22 protein-coding genes are annotated in these 16,921 nt (G+C 63.2%); 8 read left to right on the top strand and 14 right to left on the bottom strand.

The window, feature by feature from the left end; all coding sequences use genetic code 11:
- Positions 1 to 383 (top strand): ATP-binding protein (locus tag EOA23_RS20565; RefSeq protein WP_145966448.1); only part of this gene is annotated, 383 nt, incomplete at its 5' end.
- A 14-nt stretch (positions 384 to 397) separates the two neighbouring features.
- Here EOA23_RS20565 and EOA23_RS20570 read toward each other — a convergent pair.
- Complete coding sequence (locus EOA23_RS20570) at positions 398 to 1,393, bottom strand: nicotinate-nucleotide--dimethylbenzimidazole phosphoribosyltransferase (RefSeq protein WP_127305501.1); 996 nt, start codon at positions 1,391 to 1,393, stop codon at positions 398 to 400.
- A gap of 165 nt (positions 1,394 to 1,558) precedes the next feature.
- On the opposite strand from EOA23_RS20570, the gene EOA23_RS20575 reads away from it, so the two are divergent.
- Together EOA23_RS20575 and EOA23_RS20580 are read left to right on the top strand one after the other, a co-directional pair.
- Positions 1,559 to 1,789, top strand: coding sequence for a DUF1289 domain-containing protein (locus tag EOA23_RS20575; protein ID WP_126060919.1), 231 nt, complete (start codon positions 1,559 to 1,561; stop codon positions 1,787 to 1,789).
- Positions 1,790 to 1,799: 10 nt separating this feature from the next.
- The gene (locus EOA23_RS20580) at positions 1,800 to 2,504 is read left to right on the top strand and encodes a TIGR02281 family clan AA aspartic protease (RefSeq protein ID WP_127305502.1); all 705 of its coding nucleotides are present in this window, start codon (positions 1,800 to 1,802) and stop codon (positions 2,502 to 2,504) included.
- A 10-nt stretch (positions 2,505 to 2,514) separates the two neighbouring features.
- Here the strand turns inward: EOA23_RS20580 and dusA are convergent, their stop codons facing one another.
- Entirely contained in the window at positions 2,515 to 3,513 is a 999-nt protein-coding gene (dusA, locus tag EOA23_RS20585; protein WP_127305503.1) for a tRNA dihydrouridine(20/20a) synthase DusA, read from the bottom strand.
- Positions 3,514 to 3,990: 477 nt separating this feature from the next.
- Between dusA and EOA23_RS20590 the strand changes: the two genes are divergently transcribed.
- Entirely contained in the window at positions 3,991 to 4,689 is a 699-nt protein-coding gene (locus EOA23_RS20590) for a site-specific integrase (RefSeq protein ID WP_245456636.1), read from the top strand.
- Positions 4,690 to 5,025: 336 nt separating this feature from the next.
- Here the strand turns inward: EOA23_RS20590 and EOA23_RS20595 are convergent, their stop codons facing one another.
- The gene (locus EOA23_RS20595; protein WP_127305504.1) at positions 5,026 to 5,229 is read right to left on the bottom strand and encodes a KTSC domain-containing protein; all 204 of its coding nucleotides are present in this window, start codon (positions 5,227 to 5,229) and stop codon (positions 5,026 to 5,028) included.
- A gap of 75 nt (positions 5,230 to 5,304) precedes the next feature.
- Between EOA23_RS20595 and EOA23_RS20600 the strand changes: the two genes are divergently transcribed.
- Together EOA23_RS20600 and EOA23_RS20605 are read left to right on the top strand one after the other, a co-directional pair.
- Positions 5,305 to 5,526 carry a hypothetical protein gene (locus EOA23_RS20600; RefSeq protein WP_126060914.1) on the top strand — a complete coding sequence of 74 codons (222 nt, stop codon included), beginning with the start codon at positions 5,305 to 5,307 and terminating at the stop codon, positions 5,524 to 5,526.
- A gap of 38 nt (positions 5,527 to 5,564) precedes the next feature.
- A complete protein-coding gene (locus EOA23_RS20605; RefSeq protein WP_126060913.1) occupies positions 5,565 to 6,158 on the top strand; it encodes an SOS response-associated peptidase in 594 nt (197 codons plus the stop codon).
- A 1-nt stretch (position 6,159) separates the two neighbouring features.
- On the opposite strand, the gene EOA23_RS20610 is transcribed toward EOA23_RS20605, so the two are convergent.
- Positions 6,160 to 6,477 (bottom strand): hypothetical protein, encoded by a 318-nt coding sequence (locus EOA23_RS20610; protein ID WP_126060912.1) that lies wholly within the window; start codon positions 6,475 to 6,477, stop codon positions 6,160 to 6,162.
- A 71-nt stretch (positions 6,478 to 6,548) separates the two neighbouring features.
- Positions 6,549 to 7,292: a hypothetical protein gene (locus tag EOA23_RS20615; RefSeq protein WP_127305505.1), complete on the bottom strand. Its 744-nt coding sequence runs from the start codon at positions 7,290 to 7,292 to the stop codon at positions 6,549 to 6,551.
- A 159-nt stretch (positions 7,293 to 7,451) separates the two neighbouring features.
- Between EOA23_RS20615 and EOA23_RS20620 the strand changes: the two genes are divergently transcribed.
- The gene (locus EOA23_RS20620; RefSeq protein WP_126064663.1) at positions 7,452 to 7,913 is read left to right on the top strand and encodes a hypothetical protein; all 462 of its coding nucleotides are present in this window, start codon (positions 7,452 to 7,454) and stop codon (positions 7,911 to 7,913) included.
- Positions 7,914 to 7,985: 72 nt separating this feature from the next.
- On the opposite strand, the gene EOA23_RS20625 is transcribed toward EOA23_RS20620, so the two are convergent.
- Complete coding sequence (locus tag EOA23_RS20625; protein ID WP_189341652.1) at positions 7,986 to 8,474, bottom strand: hypothetical protein; 489 nt, start codon at positions 8,472 to 8,474, stop codon at positions 7,986 to 7,988.
- A 359-nt stretch (positions 8,475 to 8,833) separates the two neighbouring features.
- On the opposite strand from EOA23_RS20625, the gene EOA23_RS20630 reads away from it, so the two are divergent.
- The gene (locus tag EOA23_RS20630) at positions 8,834 to 9,298 is read left to right on the top strand and encodes a hypothetical protein (RefSeq protein ID WP_126060911.1); all 465 of its coding nucleotides are present in this window, start codon (positions 8,834 to 8,836) and stop codon (positions 9,296 to 9,298) included.
- Positions 9,299 to 9,607: 309 nt separating this feature from the next.
- Here the strand turns inward: EOA23_RS20630 and EOA23_RS20635 are convergent, their stop codons facing one another.
- The 8 genes from EOA23_RS20635 to trbE all read right to left on the bottom strand — a co-directional run.
- Positions 9,608 to 9,829: a DUF2274 domain-containing protein gene (locus EOA23_RS20635; protein WP_126060910.1), complete on the bottom strand. Its 222-nt coding sequence runs from the start codon at positions 9,827 to 9,829 to the stop codon at positions 9,608 to 9,610.
- Position 9,830: 1 nt separating this feature from the next.
- On the bottom strand, positions 9,831 to 10,967 hold the full coding sequence (locus EOA23_RS20640) for a TrbI/VirB10 family protein (protein WP_127305506.1): 1,137 nt from the start codon (positions 10,965 to 10,967) through the stop codon (positions 9,831 to 9,833).
- Positions 10,964 to 12,028 (bottom strand): P-type conjugative transfer protein TrbG, encoded by a 1,065-nt coding sequence (trbG, locus tag EOA23_RS20645; RefSeq protein WP_126060908.1) that lies wholly within the window; start codon positions 12,026 to 12,028, stop codon positions 10,964 to 10,966. The genes EOA23_RS20640 and trbG overlap by 4 nt, the downstream gene beginning before the upstream one ends.
- Positions 12,025 to 12,714, bottom strand: coding sequence for a conjugal transfer protein TrbF (gene trbF, locus EOA23_RS20650; RefSeq protein ID WP_126060907.1), 690 nt, complete (start codon positions 12,712 to 12,714; stop codon positions 12,025 to 12,027). The genes trbG and trbF overlap by 4 nt, the downstream gene beginning before the upstream one ends.
- A gap of 4 nt (positions 12,715 to 12,718) precedes the next feature.
- On the bottom strand, positions 12,719 to 14,089 hold the full coding sequence (trbL, locus tag EOA23_RS20655; RefSeq protein WP_127305507.1) for a P-type conjugative transfer protein TrbL: 1,371 nt from the start codon (positions 14,087 to 14,089) through the stop codon (positions 12,719 to 12,721).
- Positions 14,090 to 14,416, bottom strand: coding sequence for a putative entry exclusion protein TrbK-alt (gene trbK-alt, locus EOA23_RS20660; protein WP_126060905.1), 327 nt, complete (start codon positions 14,414 to 14,416; stop codon positions 14,090 to 14,092). It lies immediately after the preceding gene.
- Between the two features lie 10 nt (positions 14,417 to 14,426).
- Positions 14,427 to 15,185: a P-type conjugative transfer protein TrbJ gene (gene trbJ, locus EOA23_RS20665; protein ID WP_126060904.1), complete on the bottom strand. Its 759-nt coding sequence runs from the start codon at positions 15,183 to 15,185 to the stop codon at positions 14,427 to 14,429.
- Positions 15,182 to 16,921: conjugal transfer protein TrbE (gene trbE, locus EOA23_RS20670; protein WP_127305508.1), on the bottom strand; the 1,740-nt coding region annotated here is incomplete at its 5' end. The genes trbJ and trbE, both read right to left, overlap by 4 nt.

Genomic DNA, 16,921 nt, shown 5'->3' on the forward strand with positions numbered 1-16,921 from the left:
GTCAGATCACGCTCAACCTCCTGTCCAATTCGATCAAGTTCACCCCGTCCGGCGGCGAAGTGCGCGTGCGCGTCGGCTGGACCGCCGGCGGCGGCCAGTACGTTTCGGTCAAGGACAACGGTCCAGGCATACCGGAAGAGGAAATCCCGGTGGTGCTATCCGCTTTCGGTCAGGGCTCGATCGCCATCAAGAGCGCGGAACAGGGAACCGGCCTCGGCCTACCAATCGTGCAGGGCCTGCTCGCCATGCATGGCGGCACGTTCGAGCTTCATTCCAAGTTGCGTGAAGGCACGGAGGCGATTGCCATTTTCCCGCTGAGCCGGGTGATGGAGGAACTGCCGGCTCTGCCAACCAAGACGGTCGCCACGCGCGGCCGCCGCTGACGTCATCCGCAGCATTATAGCCGGACAGCCATCGCCATGCCCGAGCTGGTCAGCGCCGCGGCTTTGACAATGCCGGCAGCGAGCGCAGCCCCTACCCCTTCGCCATGGCTGATACCGAAATCGAGCAGCGGCCGCAGTCCGAGCCTTTCGGCGGCCTTGGCATGGCCAGGCTCGGGCGACAGGCCGGCAAGCAGACAATGATCGAGCGTGCCGGGGCTGGCGGCGTGCAGAACAGCGGCCGCGGCAGTCGCCACGAATCCGTCGAGCAAGACGGGAATCTTCTCCATGCGGGCCGCAAGAATAGCGCCGCAGATCGCCGCGAACTCGCGGCCGCCGACCCGTCGCAGGGCCTCCAGCGGATCGCCGAGGCCGGAACCATGAAACGCCAGCGCCCGGTCCACGACCTCGGCTTTTCGCGCCATCATCGCCGCATCGGCGCCAGACCCTGGGCCAACCCAATCCGTCCCCTTGCCGCCGAACAGCGCGGCGCAGAGCGCGGCGGCGATCGTCGAATTGCCAACCCCAAGATCACCCAGACACAACAGGTCGGCGCCGCCGGCGACCGCCTCCATGCCGAAGGCCATGGTCGCGGCGCAGCCGCGTTCGTCGAGCGCGGCTTCCTCGGTGATGTCGCCTGTGGGGATATCCAATGCCAGGTCGAAGACTTTCAGGCCGAGATCGTTGGCGATGCAGACCTGGTTGATCGCGGCCCCACCGGCGGCGCAGAGCTCGACCTCATTGGCGGTCGCCGCCACACGCCGCGGCGAAATGCCATGCCTGACGGCCCCGTGATTGGCGGCGAAGATCGCCACCAGCGGCCGGTTGATCGCCGGCGGCGCACGCCCGCTCCAGGTGGCAATCCAAGCCGCGACGTCCTCGATCCTGCCCAGCGATTCGTTCGGCTTGTCCGCCTTGGCAAACAGCGCCCGGACACGCGCGGCCGCCGCGTCATCGGCAGGCGGCAAGGCCGCCAGGAGGCTTCGGAAGTCGTCGAAAGGCTTATCAGGCATTTGCGTCGGTCGCGGTCCGTTGCGGAAATCGCAAGCGGCATACCTGCCTTCTGCAGCCGGCACAACCGCCTGACGATGCCGCGAACGCGTTGCCTTGCGGCGCATTGCGGAGGGCTTGCATTGCTCCGGCGGTTGCACCATGTGGAATGAACGCAAGAGAACACTATGACCGCCATCGAATCCCCCTGCATCCTGGTCTGTTCGATCGATATGAAAACCGGGTTCTGCTTCGGTTGCGGACGCACGCGTGACGAGATTTCCGGCTGGCTCACGATGACTCCTGACGTTCGCCGGGCGGTGATGGCCGAACTGCCGGCGCGGCTCGAAACGGTGGAGCGCCGGCCGCGCCGCGAAACCCGGCGTGCCCGCATGGCGCGCGAACGCGGCGTTCTGTGAGAAGAAACCGATGAGCCGGCTGTTCTGGATCGTCATGGCGGTGATCGGCGTCGGGCTGGTGCTGCTGATGCTCAACAACTCGGCCGGCCGCACTTTCGGCATGAACAACAATGATTTCGGCCGGCTGATCTGGGTCGGCGTCCTGGTCATGGTGATCGGCGCGAGCCTGCTCCGCTCGGGCCGGCCGCTTGGCGACATGGCACGCAATATCGGTGTCTGGGCCGCACTGATCCTCGTGCTGATCGCCGGCTATCAGTATCGCTACGAGCTGCAGGACGTCGCGAGCCGCGTGACGGCCGGTCTCGTCCCGGGCAGCCCGCTGGCGCTCGGCGTGGAGAACGGCCGCCCGACCGTCACGCTCGACAAGGCCGACAATGGCCATTTCGAGGCCCGCATCCTGGTCAACGGCGCGCCGGTGCGCGCCGTCGTCGACACCGGCGCGACCACCACCGTGCTGACATCGGAGGATGCCCAGGCCGCGGGCTTCAACCCGGCGGCGCTCAGCTACAGCGTCGACGTCTCCACCGCCAACGGCATGGCGCGCGCCGCGACCGTCAGAACCGACGAACTGGCGATCGGCGGCATCGTGCGCAAGGATATGACGGTGATGGTCGCCGCGCCCGGCATGCTGGAACAAAGCCTGCTCGGCATGAACTTCATCGGTTCGTTGTCAGGCTTCGACGTGCGCGGCGACCGCATGATCCTGCGGGATTAATCGGATCGAGTCAGGCCGCCTCGGCTTCCGCCGCCGCGAAATCGATTGCCGCGAAAGCGGTCTTCAGCACCTCCGGCCCGGCTCCAGGTTTGTTCGCATCCGTGGAAAGTATCTGCCGGAAGCGGCGCGCGCCGGGCAGGCCATGGAACAGTCCGACCATATGGCGGGTGATGTGGCCGAGCCGCCCGCCGCGCTCGATATGGCGCGCGGCGTAACCGGCCATGGCGTCGATCAGTGCCGCGTAATCGAAGGCGGCAAGCGCCTCGCCATAGAACGCGGTGTCGACGCCGGTCAGGATGCCCGGCGTATGGTAGGCTGCACGGCCGAGCATGGCGCCATCGACATGAGCGAGATGCGCCGACGCCTCCGCAAGCGATTGAATGCCGCCATTGATGCCGATGAAGTCGTTCGGCTTTCTGGCCTTCAGCCGGTAGACGCGCGGATAGTCGAGCGGCGGGATGTCGCGATTCTCCTTGGGGCTCAGCCCTTCCAGCCAGGCCTTTCGGGCATGCACCCAGAGCGCGTCGGCGCCGGCCGCGAGCACGCCGTCGGCAAGCGTGTCGAGCGCAGGCTCCGGGTCCTGGTCGTCGACGCCGATGCGGCATTTGACCGTGACGGGGATTTTCACCGACGCCTTCATGGCTGCGACGCAGTCGGCCACCAGGGCCGGCGTCTTCATCAGGCAGGCGCCGAACGTCCCCGACTGGACACGGTCGGACGGGCAGCCGACATTGAGGTTGATCTCGTCATAGCCGAAGGCCTCACCGATCCGCGCCGCCTCGACGAGCTTTGCCGGATCCGATCCGCCAAGCTGCAGCGCCACCGGATGCTCGACATCGTCGAAACCGAGCAACCGTTCACGCGCGCCGTGGATGACCGCGTCCGCCACGACCATCTCGGTGTAGAGCAGCGCGCGTCTCGTCAACTGACGGTGGAAGAACCGGCAATGCCGATCCGTCCAGTCCATCATGGGCGCAACGGCTACTCTATGCCCTTGATTTTTCAGCATTTTTCCTTTAACATCAAATTCCTACAACCTGCCGAGTGCAGACGAATTTACGCCAAAATACGACCCTTTTCGCCACGTTTCGATCTCTCAGTGCACACGGAGCGCACACGAAAAATGGCCACCTTCACGAAGCTCTCATCCGGTTCCTGGCGCGTGCAGGTTCGTCGCAAAGGTCGCTACGTCAGTGAGACGTTCTTGCGCCGAGACGACGCAAGGCGATGGGCGACCGAAACCGAACGCCAAGTCGACCGCGGCGAGACACCGACCAAGTCCCGTGTAGCGCGCCTTAAAACTTTCGGCGAACTCATCGACCTCCATATCGACGACATGTGCGATGTAGGCAAGTCCCCTCGCCGCTCCAAGGCCGCCGCCCTCGATATGCTCCAACGACACCTGGGGAAATGCAACATCGCGGCTCTCGATCGCGAACGGCTCATCCTTTTTGGTCGCGAGCGAGCCGCCCAAGGTGCCGGACCGATGACGCTCGGCACCGATATCGGGTTTATAAAGCTTATCCTGTCTCATGCTGCGGCCGTCCACGGCCTACCGGTCAAGGTCGAGCCGGTTGATCTGGCGCGTATCGCCCTAAAGAGGCTCGGTCTGGTTGGCAAAGGCCAGCAGCGCGACAGGCGGCCGACGCAGGATGAACTCGACAAGCTGATTAGTCATTTCGATGCGAACCCTCGCCAAACTGCGCCGATTGGCCAGATCATTCGTTTCGCGGTCGCAACCGCCATGCGCCAGGAGGAGATCTGCAAGGTGCGTTGGTCTGATTTGGAACCTCGCACGCGGATGCTCCTAATCCGCGACCGGAAGGACCCTCGAAACAAGAACGGCAACAATCAGCGCATACCGCTGTTTGCGGCCACTGGATATGATGCGTGGGCCATCGTCGAGGAGCAGCGGGCAAAACGGAGCAATGACGATGATCGAATTTTCCCGTTCAATCATAAGTCGGTCGGCACCGCCTTCCGCCGAGGTTGCGGCGACTTAGACATCCAGGATCTTCATTTTCACGACTTGCGGCACGAAGGAACGAGCCGTCTGTTTGAAGCTGGGTTCACAATTGAACAGGTAGCGCTGGTCACTGGGCACAAAGATTGGAAGATGCTGCGCCGCTACACACATCTGAAGCCCGAGACGCTTCACGCTATCTACGCGGGGAAGGCTGCATAATTCAGGGCAGCAGGGGCAGGCTGCGGACCGAAAGTCCCGGCGAAGGGCGCCGTTCGCATTACGCAAAGTCCGGGCGATTAAACGACTGATATTGCGATCTGGCCGATCAGCCGAGCTCGAAGGTGCAAGGGCGCTTTACTCTTCCCCGAAAAGAGTGGCCGTGGCGTTCCGAACTCGGCCCTGCAAAGGAGCGACGGTGCACCGCCCGCCGGACTCCAAGGAGGGTTCGGATTATTATCGGTGTGAGACGTGCGGTCAGGTTGTCGACTGCAAAGACATCAGACAGGTTATGTGGCACCAGTTCCAGGAGGACCATCAGCCGCTGGAACTCGACAGCTAGTCGGGAATACGTCGGTACTGGAAGTGATTGCGGATATGGTTGTTGAAAAAGCGGCCTTTGACAAAAGCCGACCGGAATGCGGTGTAGGTTTCCGGAGGCACTCCCTCAAAGTCGTAACGCTTGCCGCTGGCCACGAACCAGGCCGAGAGAATCCTGCTGGTCGGATCGTATTCTGTTTTCCTGATCGAGGTGGATGGCATGGAGTACCCATCGTTGCAGCTCGCCAACGATCGGCCCCGCCTTTTGTTTCAGAAACACAAACCTATAACGCCTGCATGAAGACCATAGCGACTTACGATTCGGCGGCGGGGACCTTCACGCTGGAGAAAAACATTTGGCGAGGGACATTCCCGATCGCCGACTTGCCAAAGTGGCTGGTCTTCTACCGTCACCAGATGCAGCGTTACCCGGCGCAAGGTGGCAACTACGCACTCGATGTCGAGGCGCTTGAAATGCTCGCGAAGCAGCTCGAGGATTGGGAACGTAGCGCCCGCTGACTTTTGCGGAACGCCATCCGATCGAGTGAGAGAGCCGAATGTGCAACGATTACGAACAGCATATCGCCTGGGCTGAATACTGCCGGATGATGGAATCGCTGGCGCTCAAGATCCCTACCCATCAAACCGAGCTCGATCTCCCGCAGGCAGACGATATCCGCATCAATGATCCGGCGCCCATCATGCGCGCCACAGGCGACACCATCGAGCTCGCCTCGATGACCTTCGGATTTCCGCCCTCGGGGCTCAAAGGCGGCCCTGTGTTCAACTTCCGCTCAGAGGGCCGGCAATTCGGCAACAGCAACCGTTGCCTGGTGCCGGCGTCGGCCTTCTTCGAGTTTACAGGAACGAAGTATCCGAAGGCCAAGCACCGTTTTACGCTCAACGGCTCGCCATTCATGGCGATTGCCGGCCTTTGGCGTGAAGCCGCCGGCAACAAGCCACCCACGTTCACCATGCTCACCACCGAGCCCGGACCCGACGTCGCGCCGATCCACAACCGTCAGATCGTCGTCCTTCAGCCGGAGAACTGGGCGGCCTGGCTCAACCTGACCAAGCCCGAAGCGGAGTTGCTGCGGCCGCTCCCGGTCGGCTCGTTCTCGGTTGAGATGGTGCGTCCCGAGAAGTCATAGGTCATCGCCGCAGGATTTCCGGCACGCTGAGCGGCCCAAGCACCAGAATTCGCTCATAGGCGCCCTGGCGCCGCCAAACGCCGCGTGCACTTCCCCTCTCCCGGTCTCGCTTCGGATCAAACGCAATCCCCCCAAAGTGGCTGAGGAATGCGACGGCGGCTTCGCGCCCGGCGAAGCAATACAACCGCCATTGCTCCTGCTTGCCGTTCTCCCAGACTGCGATCACCATTCGCGTCTGACATTTGAGGCCACGCTCTCTGAGGAAACATCCGATCAGCGTGAAGTTACGATCCGTGCAGATATCGTCCGGCAGCGCCACCTGATGGGGCCAATCGCGGTCGATAATCGACGGCGCCGGGATGCCTCGCCCGCGCTTAACCACTGTCTACGCTATTCGAAATGAGCAGCCTGGCCACGCATGATCGCCAGCGTCAGAGCGATGGCGGTGTTGACCGGTGGTTTTTCCATGTGCAGCGATCCGTCGAAGTCGCGCCATGCCGCCATACTCAGGTCATCGTCAAGGATGTCGTCTCCGCGGCGAGGATTGATCACGCGGGCGTCGCAGGGTTCCTGGTCGATCTCGATGGTCCAGTCCGCCAAGGATTTGTGGGCAATCGCGGCGACCTGCGCCAGATTGCTGGTAAGATAGGGCAGGTCCAATTCCGCAGCCTGTTCCGGCGTGCCACGCTCATCCACCCATCCAAGCGCAAAAGCAATGTCGATGTCGATCTGCCGGTCCGGTCCCGTGGCGGTTTCCAGGCGCTCGATGAGGTCGCCAAAGAGTCGTCTTCGCTCCGGCCAATTGGCCGGATTTGCCGCTTCCACCTTCGAACGTAGCACGCCGACCAATTCCAAGACCAGGTGCCGGCAGACCTTGTCTTCAGGCCACCCCGAGCAACACGCATCGCAGGCTGCACGATTGGCTTCCAGCCACGCATCCGCCGCCTTCTGCTCCTGCTCACTTGGCTCCTGGCCTTCGGGGAATCCTCTGATGTCCCAGCCCTCCAACGCGAACATGCCGTGGGCGGCCTGCTCAGCCGTTATCCTAGCCTGATCAAAAATGGCCTGTGCCGCCTTTATGCCGCGTGCAATTTCCTCGGGTGTGGCGCCCTCAATGTCCAAGCGAAGCTCCATGCTCGCCTCCTATGATCCATTAGCGTGATATGAACAAAACAAGAACACGAAGTCAAGGTGAGCCTTGACGAGACAGGAATATGTTCCTTATTCCTGTTTCGATCTGGAGACGGAAAGGACCGAGGGCAACGCGCTTCAACCGCGCTGGCCGGCGAAGCTATGCCCAAAACGGACGAAGACAACTTTCGCATTGAGGTCTGGGATCGCGAGGAGACGGCGCTGGTCGAGACGATCAGCCGCTCGCCTGATTTCTCGGTCAGCCAAGCCGCCTGGCAGACGGCTATCCGCCGGCGCCCCGGCATGCTGCTGATCCACTACAATAGCCGCCACATCATGGAGAAAATCCTCACGCCGGGAGAACCCAAACTCCCGCCTGAAACGATCGTCGAGGGCAGCGTCCATGCCGGCCTCGACGTGTCGCTTGGTGATCTGCGCGAATGGCACACGCTGTGCGCATGGTGCAAGAACTGCTCGCACCATGCGCCCGTCGAACCCGCTAGTCTGATCCGCCGCTATGGTAAGGATGCCCTGTTCAGCTCGGTTGAGAGAGCACTGTTTTGCACCAGTTGCGATCGAGGCGGCCCGGTACGGCTCGAGATCCACAAGCTGCCGCGAAACTGACTGGCAACCTTCGACACACCAGCTGCGGGCTATCGATCCAGTGGGAGCTCTCCTGCGTAGAAGCAGACCGGCTCAGGAATGGGTTTTCGTGAGCCGCCGAAGAAGCGCGTAGTCGTCAAGGTCCTTGTATGGTGTGAGGTCCAGATCGGCAGGCACTTTCTTCAATGTTTCTTCGTCGATTGCCTTTTCATGACGCTTCATGAAGCGCTGATAGTCCACCCACCTTATGCCGCTCGTTCGAACGGCATCCCGTTCGATGCGTGAGGCAATCTGGTGCGCGTGAAGGTAATGCAGTCGTAACTCATCCAGAAGCGCCTTCTCGACGATCTCGTGACACACTAAGAAAGGCTCGATCCGAACCGCTTTGTTCTTCGCCTTCAGTGTGAGGGGTAGATGTCTGTCGATGTAGACGGTCTTGGCATCGAGGCTGTAGCCGGCAATGTAGGGGATGTCGAACTCGTGAGAGATGGTGACTCTGCGGTTGAGGGCAGCCACAACATCGGACAACACGCGGGCATCAACATCTTCCGATTTATGATGAACCTCACTCTCAGCGAGCAATCGTTTCTCCATCGCTGAATGGCCGTCGAGATGCCGAAGCGGCTGCCACAAAAATCAGGCGAGCGATAAAATGTTCCATAAGGTTCCAGGCGCCCGGGCCTGGGCTCGGTTCCCTGTCGGTCGCTTGTCCCGTAGGCGGTGCGGCGCCCCCCGGACGTAACGTTCATACGTCAAACCGTCGGGCTTCTTTACACTGTGGTGTCCCAAGGGTTGGGCCATTGGGTAGGTGGCGGAGGAGCCACTTCAAATCTTCTACACGCTGGAACTTCCCAACCAGAACGAGGTTTGGCTGCGAAGGGACGCGGAGGCGACTCTGGACTGCGCTGCTGCAGGAGGGAGGCCTCGCACAGGAGACGGCCATGAAATACCAGACACTTGAAGAACTGAATGCGGTCGCGGAAGTCGAACCATCGTTTCCGGCCATGACGCGAACTCAGCGCTTGGAGCATTGGGCCATGCTGCTCGAGCGAAACCCCGAGCGTTGCATCGTCGCCTTCCCGGGGACGGAGTACATGACCCTGGATGTGCGCCACAAAGAACAGTGCGTGGGCTCCGCGCTCAGCATCGCCTTCGCGGATCCGGTGTTGCGCGCGCAAGGTTTGAAGGACGACACGTACGGCGAGGCCAAGCGCTTCTTCGAGCTGGCGGAATGGCAGCTGCACGCCATCGTCTGCCACTGCCATGTGGGCGCCACAATGAAAGCCGGATGGGCTGCCGTTCAGGTTCGTTCTGCCATCGACAAAGACAGCAAGCTTTTCAGCAAGCTTCGGGAAGCTATTGCCCGTTGGCCGGTATTCCGCATCTTGACGCATTTGCGGGAGTGAAGCCCGGCGGCAGCCAAATCGCACTCGCGAACTTCTTCAACGAATGATTTGGAAATGCTGGTCTGACATGTCCAAGACGGGCGACGCCCAGGAAGCTCACCCTCAGGGTCGCCCGCCTCCTTCAGCCCATCTCCGGCATTGGGCCAAATCAACCGTAGCCCCGCCGGTCCCCGGCAAGCGGCGCGGCTAATTTAGTCCTCTATTGCCTCGATCGGGCAAGCCACTGCCGATCGAGTGGATTACCCCGATTACCGGCCGAAGCGGTCGTGCGCCAGCGCATCAAGTGGGCTGGTAGAAGATAAGCCTGATCTAAGCCTGCTCCTTCTTTGCTTTGGAAAAGCCGCGATCCGCCGCGATGAACCGCTCAAGCATCGGCGCGATCAAGCGCGACGGGCTGGCGGGTGGCTGCCCTGTCTCGCGGCCAAGGATCTCTCCATATTTCACCAAATCGCGATGCAGAGCCGCCGGCAGTTCCACGGTGATCTTCACCGGCTTGTCGTCGGCGATCACTGCGAGTTTCAACTTGGCCATGTCAACCTCCATATGGTTCAAGCGCAAGGTCGCGGGTGACGAGGACGCGAACGGGAAATCCTGGCCGGATCATAAGAGTCGGCGCTATAGCGAGCTGGCGCTGAACGACTTGCTGACCCACCTGGTTTACGCTATCGGAGGCGCCGCTGCGCAGAGCACGGACGATATCGCTGTCTTGGTCGGAGGTACCGGCCTGCGCGCCAATGCTCAGAACAGTCGACAACGCCGCAGCCTTGAATAGCTGGCCCCAGTGATAGTCGACGCCGTCCTCGAGGCCAGCATAGCCTTCCGCGCCCGCCCCTGGCTGCCGTTCCAGAACGATGGAGCGCCCGTCGGGAAAGATCAGCCTGTTCCAGACAAGCAGCACGCGACGCTGTCCCGGACCAATTCCGCTGTCGTATTGCCCGATAACACGAGTGCCCTGCGGGATGAGCAGGGAGCGGCCGGTGGGACTGTCATAGACATTTTCAGTTACCTGGGCGCTGATCTGGCCGGGCAGGTCGGACCGGATACCCGTGATGAGCGCGGCCGGGATCACGGCGCCGGCTTGAAGCACATACTGGGAAATCGGAGGCGTGACGTGATCTGGCGCCACGGTACGCCGGTCGGCGGCGGCCCACAGGAAAGCTAGCTGGCGATCATGCGCATTTTGCTGTCCGTTCTGACTGGCAAGGTCGATGCCAGCAGGGGCGGACGCTTCGGCGGTCCTGGCACCTTCCTGCGCAATCTGAAAAAACACGCGCGAGGTTCTGGCGGCTTCCTCCTCGGCCCGCCGGCGTTGCTCGGCTTCGTCGATCGCAGGGCTTGCGACCGAGTTTGGTACGCCCCCCTGCCCCTTGTTTTGGGCATCGAGGATCGGTCCGCCGAGGTCTCCCGGCAGCGGCGGCCCAAGGACAGGCCCGGTATAGTCGCGCGGAAGCCCTGCCAGTCCATCGGCGGGCGGCCGATTGGAGGTTGGGTAGAGTTCCTCGCCCTGCTTGAATCTGTTGGAGTCCTGCAGAGCGTAAATCAGCGCGCCGCCGACACCGAACGAGGCTACGAAGGCGATGGCTGCGAGCATCTTGCGCGACAGACGCGTGACACGCGGCGCCTCGGCGCGAAGCCGCATGGGTTCGACAAGCCAATCCTTCTCGTTCATGGCTGCGGCGCTCCCTTCGACGCCGGGGTCGGCGCCTTCGATCCGGCGTTGTCGCCTGGCCTGTGCCACAATCCATCGGTTCTCCCTCCGTCGAGGCGGGCTATCCTTACCGTTTGCTGCCGCTTGCCGGCGCCAAGACGCAGTTCGGCAGCGCCGAAAAGGCGGTCGACAATCAGGATGTTTTTATAGACGCGGCTGTTGGTGATTTCGGCCTCGCCATCCGGACCGATGACAAAGACCGGTGGCATCTCGCCTTGCATGATGCCGCGCGGAAACTCGACATAGACCCTGCGGCCATCGTCATAGGCGCTCACCGGCTTCCAGGGCGGGCTGTCGCCGGTGAGGCCGTAGCGATAGTTGCGCGCTGTAACGTCCGGTATGACCGGCGTTGCGGCCACGCTCTGCAGCAGGCCCGCTTTCAGCGCCGGGTAGGACCACGAAACGGCGGGCATATAGGGCTTCGCGCCGGATCGTAGCTCAAGCATGTAGCTGCGCCGATCAGTGGCGATGATGAGGTTCGTTGTGATGTCGACCCGCGAGGGTTTCACTAGGACGTGGACGCGTCGGGCAATGCCCGAACCGGTTTCGGTGTTGCCAATGATCCAGCGCGCGGTATCACCGGCGGCGATCGGACCCTCTCCCGTCAGGCTCTCGCCCGGCTCAAGCGCAATGTCCGTTATCTGGCCAGGCGCGGCGTAGACCTGATAGAGCGCTCCTTCGCTCCACGGGTAGATCTGGATGGCGTTGTAGTAGCCCTCCCGGCGCGGCTCCACGCGCGCCGCGGCGTTCGCGTTCTCGACGCGCGCGGCCGGTGTCTCGCCGATGGCGCCGCCGCGCGCGGGAGCCCAGCCGGGTGGCACGCGCAGAGGTTTCGGCCTTTGCTCTGTCGCGGCCGCCGGAGCCGGCGGCAACGGCGGAACATAGCTGTCGTAACTGATCTCCGGGGGCTTTTTCGGAGACATGGCGCAGCTTGCGAGCAGCGACGTCCCCGAGACCAGCATGGCTGATAGCAGATATTTTGAAAACATCGAGCCGGCTTCAAGACGCAAGGTCTGGCTCATTGGCTCATCTCCCGCGACCAGTTGACGGCGTTGACATAGATGCCGAGCGGATTGGCGCGAAGTCGCTCGGCGTCATTTGGCATCTGCGTTACGATCGTCAGGATCGCGGTCCAGCGCTCGGTGCCGGAAAGCTGGCCGTTTTCATACCGGCGCTCGATCCAGGCGACACGAAAGGAGTTCGGCGAGGCGCGGATGACCGAGGAAATCTCCACCGCGACCTGTTGCTTGCCGACCATGGAGAAAGGGTCGTTGGCCCGAGCATAGTCGTTGAGCGCCGCAGCACCCTGATCGGTGGTCCATTCATAGGCGCGCAGCCAGTCCTGACGCAGGATGACCGGATCAGCGGGAATGGAGCGCACCTGTTCGATGAAGCGGGCGAGATGCCAGGCGATCTGCGGATCGGTCGGCTTATAGCCGGCGATCGCGGGTGCGGTCGCCTGGACCTCGCCCAACCTGTCGACCTGCACGACCCAGGGCACGACGGTACCGCGGGCCAATTGCCAGACCAGGGAAGCGGCAAGGCCTGCCGACAGGATCAGCGATCCGAATGCCATCAGGCGCCAGTTCCGCGCCTGGACGCGGGCGGAGCCGATGCGCTCGTCCCAGACCTGCGCCGCCTTCTGATAGGGTGTCTCCGGTCGAGGGGTCTTGCCGTAGTGGACGGCGGGGCGCCTAAAGATGTTCATGGGGTCATTCGCCTTCAGAAAGAGAAATCGAAGCGCCGCTGCCATGGCTATCGCCGGCGCGTACCGCGTGGGCGGCGGTCTGGGCGCCATGGGAGAGGCGCTGTGAGCGCTGCAAACGTCTGGCCCATTCGGGCTGTCCTTGATTGCCGAATGACTTGCCCGTTGCGGGCTGAGGAGCCGTGGCCGACGCCCAGCCGCCTCCGATCGTTCCCAAGGTCGACGACCCGCCAGTGATTTCAGCGGCCGAACTGGCGCCGGAGGCAAAGCTGGACTGAAGCGATTGCCCCGCATTCATTGCGGCGCGCTTCAGCGGCGAGGCCGCCGCCGCAGCACCAGCGCGCGCAAGGCCACTGAGGCCGGAGGCGATGCCTGCGGCACCTGGCTGGCCGACCGCGGCAAATGTGTAAGCAGCCGAGCCGCCGCCAGCGAGCGACGCCGCGCCCCGTGTTGCCGACACAGTTCCCGAGACTGCCGCTGTCCCGCCTCGCGCCGCCAGACCGGCCGCGCCGTAGCCTGCGACCGCCATGCCACCCGCGGCAAGGCCAGTGCCAACGGCAGCACCGGCGCCAAGCTGCGGTCCACCCGCGACGAGACCATTGGCGATGCCGGGCCCGAAGATGCCGAGGCCAAGCAGCGACAGCGCCGCCAACACGATCGCCATGGCCTGGTCGATGGTGGGGTTCTCGCCGCCGAAGCCTTGGGTGAATTCGCCGAAGAGCGTCGATCCGATGCCGATCACCACGGCAAGCACCAGAACCTTGATGCCGGACGAAATCACATTGCCCAGCACCCGTTCGGCCATGAAGGCCGTCTTGCCGAACAGGCCGAAGGGGATAAGCACGAAGCCGGCCAGCGTCGCCAGCTTGAATTCGATCAGCGTCACGAAGAGTTGCACAGCCAGGACGAAGAAGGCGAGCAGGACGAGCGCCCAGGGAAAGAGCAGACAAGCGATCTGGATGAAGTTCTCAAAGAAGGAGACGTAGCCCATCAATCCGGAGATCGCCTCAAGCAAGGGTCGCCCCGCGTCGAGGCCGGTTTGCGCCACCTTGCCGGGGTGCAGCAGGTCCTGTGCCGAAAAGCCGGTTCCACTCGCCTTGAGACCAAGGCCGGAGAAACTCTCGAAGACAATTCGCGCCAGGCTGTTCCAGTTCGAGATCAGGTAGGCGAAGACGCCGACGAAGAGCGTCTTCCTGACGAGCCGCGCGAGGATGTCTTCATCGGCGCCCCAGCTCCAGAAAAGCCCGGCGAGCGTCACGTCGATGACGATCAGCGTGGTGGCGACGAAGGCGACCTCGCCGCCGAGCAGGCCGAAGCCCGAGTCGATGTAGCGGGTGAAGGTCGCCAGAAACTGGTCGATGACACCGGTATTGCCCATCTATCGCACCTCGCGCAAGGCAGCACCCGGCGACTGCGAAACGGCCGGCGCGCTTGTCGAGCTTGCCGACAGCTTATCGAGACCAAGGAAGCGATCACGCTGTTTTGCCCACAGCCGCGCGCATCCATCATCCCGCAGGGCAGCCTCGCCGATGGCCTGGCAGCGGCGCAGGCCATCGCGAAGCGGATCGGGCATCGAAGCCGCCGGAGCGTGCAGGCCCTCCCCTAGCGGCTTGTCCGCCTTGTGGCTCATCTCGAGCGCGCTTGCCGTCACGGCGAGCGCGACGAAGACGACGCTCACGAGGCGAGCGAGGGCTTTGCCGTCCATGACGATCACCTCAACGGTTGAACATCTGAACGTCGCCAGCCTGGTAGCCGGAGCCAGGGGCGAGGAAGCGGCGACGTTGCTCGCGGCCCTGGTCGACCGCGGTGGCACGTTCGGCTTCGGTCAGCGCCTGGGCGCGACCGTTTGCGGCTATCACGGCAGTCAGGTCCGCAAGCTGCTGGCCCTGGAGCGCAAGCAACTGGTTGCCTGCTTGCGCGGCCTGCAGCGCACCGGCCGCCGACTGGCTGGCGCCGACCAGGGCCGAGATTTGCGCACGACCGGTTTCGATGTTTCCAACAACGCCCGCCTGGACGCGCATGGCGTCCTGGAGGCCGCCGACTGTGTTTTGCCAACGCGAGCGCGCGTCCGTGACGAGCTGCTGGTCCGGAGCGGAGAGCGAGACGTCGCCATATTGCTGTTGAAAGGCCTTGTCGACCTGCTGGACGTCAAAGGCGATGTTCTGTGCTTGCCCGAGAAGCTGTTGCGTCCTTTGCACCGACTGCTGCAATTGCTGCAGCGAGGACAACGGCAGGCTGGCCAGGTTGCGCGCCTGGTTGATCAGCATCTGGGCCTGATTCTGAAGCGAGGTGATCTGGTTCGTGATCTGGTGCAGCGAACGCGCGGCCGTCAGCACATTCTGCGAGTAGTTCGATGGATCGAACACGATGAGGGCATGTGCCGGCGCGGTCATCATCGGCGAGATCGCGACCGGCCCGGCTAGCATCGCCGTGACCAGAAGAAGGGCGCGCGGGCGGCTTTGACGGACAGTCATGGCTGTGGATCCTTTCCAGGTTCGAGAACAGTGGGATTGGGGATGAGGTCGGCGGCCCAGCCGATGCCGCGGGCGCGCAGCCAGGCCGCCAGGAAGCCGTCGCGGCCGTGCTCGGCGAGGATGGTGCCTATCAGGGCCTGATCGCTCTTCGAGGACGCGGCGCAAAGTGCCAGCCCGACCTCGGACAGGCCGACCTCGAAGAGCCGGTTGCCGCGGCGGGACTGGCAGTAATAATCGCGCTTGGGTGTCGCCCGCGCCAGGATCTCGATCTGGCGGTCGTTCAGGCCGAAGCGGCGATAGATGGCGGCAATCTGCGGCTCGATCGCGCGCTCATTTGGCAACAGAAGCCGGGTTGGGCAGCTTTCGATAATCGCCGGAGCGATCGTCGAATTGTCGATGTCAGAGAGTGACTGGGTGGCAAAGACGACGCTGGCATTCTTCTTGCGCAGCGTCTTCAGCCACTCACGCAACTGGCCTGTGAACGCGTCATCGTCCAGCGCAAGCCAGCCTTCGTCGATGATGAGCAGCGTTGGGCGGCCATCGAGCCGGTCGCCGATGCGATGAAACAGATAGGACAGAACGGCCGGCGCGGCCGCCGTGCCCACCAGACCCTCGATTTCGAACGACAGCACGGATGCATGGCCGAGATGCTCGGCCTCGGCGTCGAGCAATCGGCCGTGAGCGCCGCCGACGCAGTAGGGACGAAGCGCCTGCTTCAGGTCATTGGCTTGCAAAAGCACGCTGAGCCCGGTGATGGTGCGCTCCTCGACGGGAGCCGAGGCGAGCGACGTCAGCGCCGCCCAGATATGCTCCTTGGCGTCGGGCGTGATCTGGATCCCCTCGCGCGTCAGGATTGCAACGATCCAGTCAGCCGCCCAGGCGCGCTCGTAGGTATCGTGGATGCGCGCGAGCGGCTGCAGCGAAACGGAGGCCTGCATGCCTTCGGTGATGTGACCGCCGAGATCATGCCAGTCGCCGCCCATGGCGAGCGTCGCGGCTCGGATCGACCCGCCGAAGTCGAAGGCGAAGATCTGAGCATCGCGGTAGCGGCAAAACTGCAGCGCCATCAGCGCCAGCAGCACGGATTTGCCAGCGCCGGTCGGGCCGACGACCAGCGTGTGGCCGACATCGCCGACATGCAGGACCAGCCGGAACGGGGTCGAGCCTTCGGTCTTGCCGTAGAGCAAGGGAGGACTGACCAGATGCTCGTCCCGTTCCGGCCCCGCCCACACGGCAGACAGCGGTATCATGTGGGCGAGATTGAGCGTTGAGATCGGAGGCTGGCGGACATTGGCATAGGCGTGCCCGGGCAAGGAGCCGAGCCAGGCGTCGACGGCGTTGACGGTTTCGGCAATCGCGGTGAAATCGCGACCCTGGATGACCTTTTCGACGAGCCGCAATTTCTCGTCGGCCACGCGCGGGTCGGGGTCCCAGACCGCGACGGTGGCGGTGACATAAGCCATCCCCGCCATGTCGGCACCGAGCTCCTGCAGCGACGCGTCGGCGTCGGCCGCCTTGTTGGCGGCGTCGGTGTCAAGAAGTGCTGACGCCTCGTTGGTCATCACCTCCTTCAGGATCGCGGCGATGCTCTTGCGCTTGGCGAACCATTGCCGCCGTATCCTGGTCAGCAGGCGGACAGCGTCGACCTTGTCGAGCAGGATCGCTCGGGTCGACCAGCGGTAGGGGAAGGCCAGCCGATTGAGGTCATCAAGCAGGCCGGGGGTTGTGGCGGTCGG

It is taken from the genome of Mesorhizobium sp. M2A.F.Ca.ET.042.01.1.1 (assembly GCF_003997405.1).
Lineage (GTDB): Bacteria > Pseudomonadota > Alphaproteobacteria > Rhizobiales > Rhizobiaceae > Mesorhizobium.

Bases quoted from the DNA above. Each gene is read 5' to 3' on its own strand.
- EOA23_RS20570 (WP_127305501.1), bottom strand. From the start codon at position 1,393: ATGCCTGATAAGCCTTTCGACGACTTCCGAAGCCTCCTGGCGGCCTTG.
- EOA23_RS20575 (WP_126060919.1), top strand. From the start codon at position 1,559: ATGACCGCCATCGAATCCCCCTGCATCCTGGTCTGTTCGATCGATATG.
- EOA23_RS20580 (WP_127305502.1), top strand. From the start codon at position 1,800: ATGAGCCGGCTGTTCTGGATCGTCATGGCGGTGATCGGCGTCGGGCTG.
- dusA (WP_127305503.1), bottom strand. From the start codon at position 3,513: ATGCTGAAAAATCAAGGGCATAGAGTAGCCGTTGCGCCCATGATGGAC.
- EOA23_RS20590 (WP_245456636.1), top strand. From the start codon at position 3,991: ATGACGCTCGGCACCGATATCGGGTTTATAAAGCTTATCCTGTCTCAT.
- EOA23_RS20595 (WP_127305504.1), bottom strand. From the start codon at position 5,229: ATGCCATCCACCTCGATCAGGAAAACAGAATACGATCCGACCAGCAGG.
- EOA23_RS20600 (WP_126060914.1), top strand. From the start codon at position 5,305: ATGAAGACCATAGCGACTTACGATTCGGCGGCGGGGACCTTCACGCTG.
- EOA23_RS20605 (WP_126060913.1), top strand. From the start codon at position 5,565: ATGTGCAACGATTACGAACAGCATATCGCCTGGGCTGAATACTGCCGG.
- EOA23_RS20615 (WP_127305505.1), bottom strand. From the start codon at position 7,292: ATGGAGCTTCGCTTGGACATTGAGGGCGCCACACCCGAGGAAATTGCA.
- EOA23_RS20620 (WP_126064663.1), top strand. From the start codon at position 7,452: ATGCCCAAAACGGACGAAGACAACTTTCGCATTGAGGTCTGGGATCGC.
- EOA23_RS20630 (WP_126060911.1), top strand. From the start codon at position 8,834: ATGAAATACCAGACACTTGAAGAACTGAATGCGGTCGCGGAAGTCGAA.
- EOA23_RS20635 (WP_126060910.1), bottom strand. From the start codon at position 9,829: ATGGCCAAGTTGAAACTCGCAGTGATCGCCGACGACAAGCCGGTGAAG.
- EOA23_RS20640 (WP_127305506.1), bottom strand. From the start codon at position 10,967: ATGAACGAGAAGGATTGGCTTGTCGAACCCATGCGGCTTCGCGCCGAG.
- trbG (WP_126060908.1), bottom strand. From the start codon at position 12,028: ATGAGCCAGACCTTGCGTCTTGAAGCCGGCTCGATGTTTTCAAAATAT.
- trbF (WP_126060907.1), bottom strand. From the start codon at position 12,714: ATGAACATCTTTAGGCGCCCCGCCGTCCACTACGGCAAGACCCCTCGA.
- trbL (WP_127305507.1), bottom strand. From the start codon at position 14,089: ATGGGCAATACCGGTGTCATCGACCAGTTTCTGGCGACCTTCACCCGC.
- trbK-alt (WP_126060905.1), bottom strand. From the start codon at position 14,416: ATGGACGGCAAAGCCCTCGCTCGCCTCGTGAGCGTCGTCTTCGTCGCG.
- trbJ (WP_126060904.1), bottom strand. From the start codon at position 15,185: ATGACTGTCCGTCAAAGCCGCCCGCGCGCCCTTCTTCTGGTCACGGCG.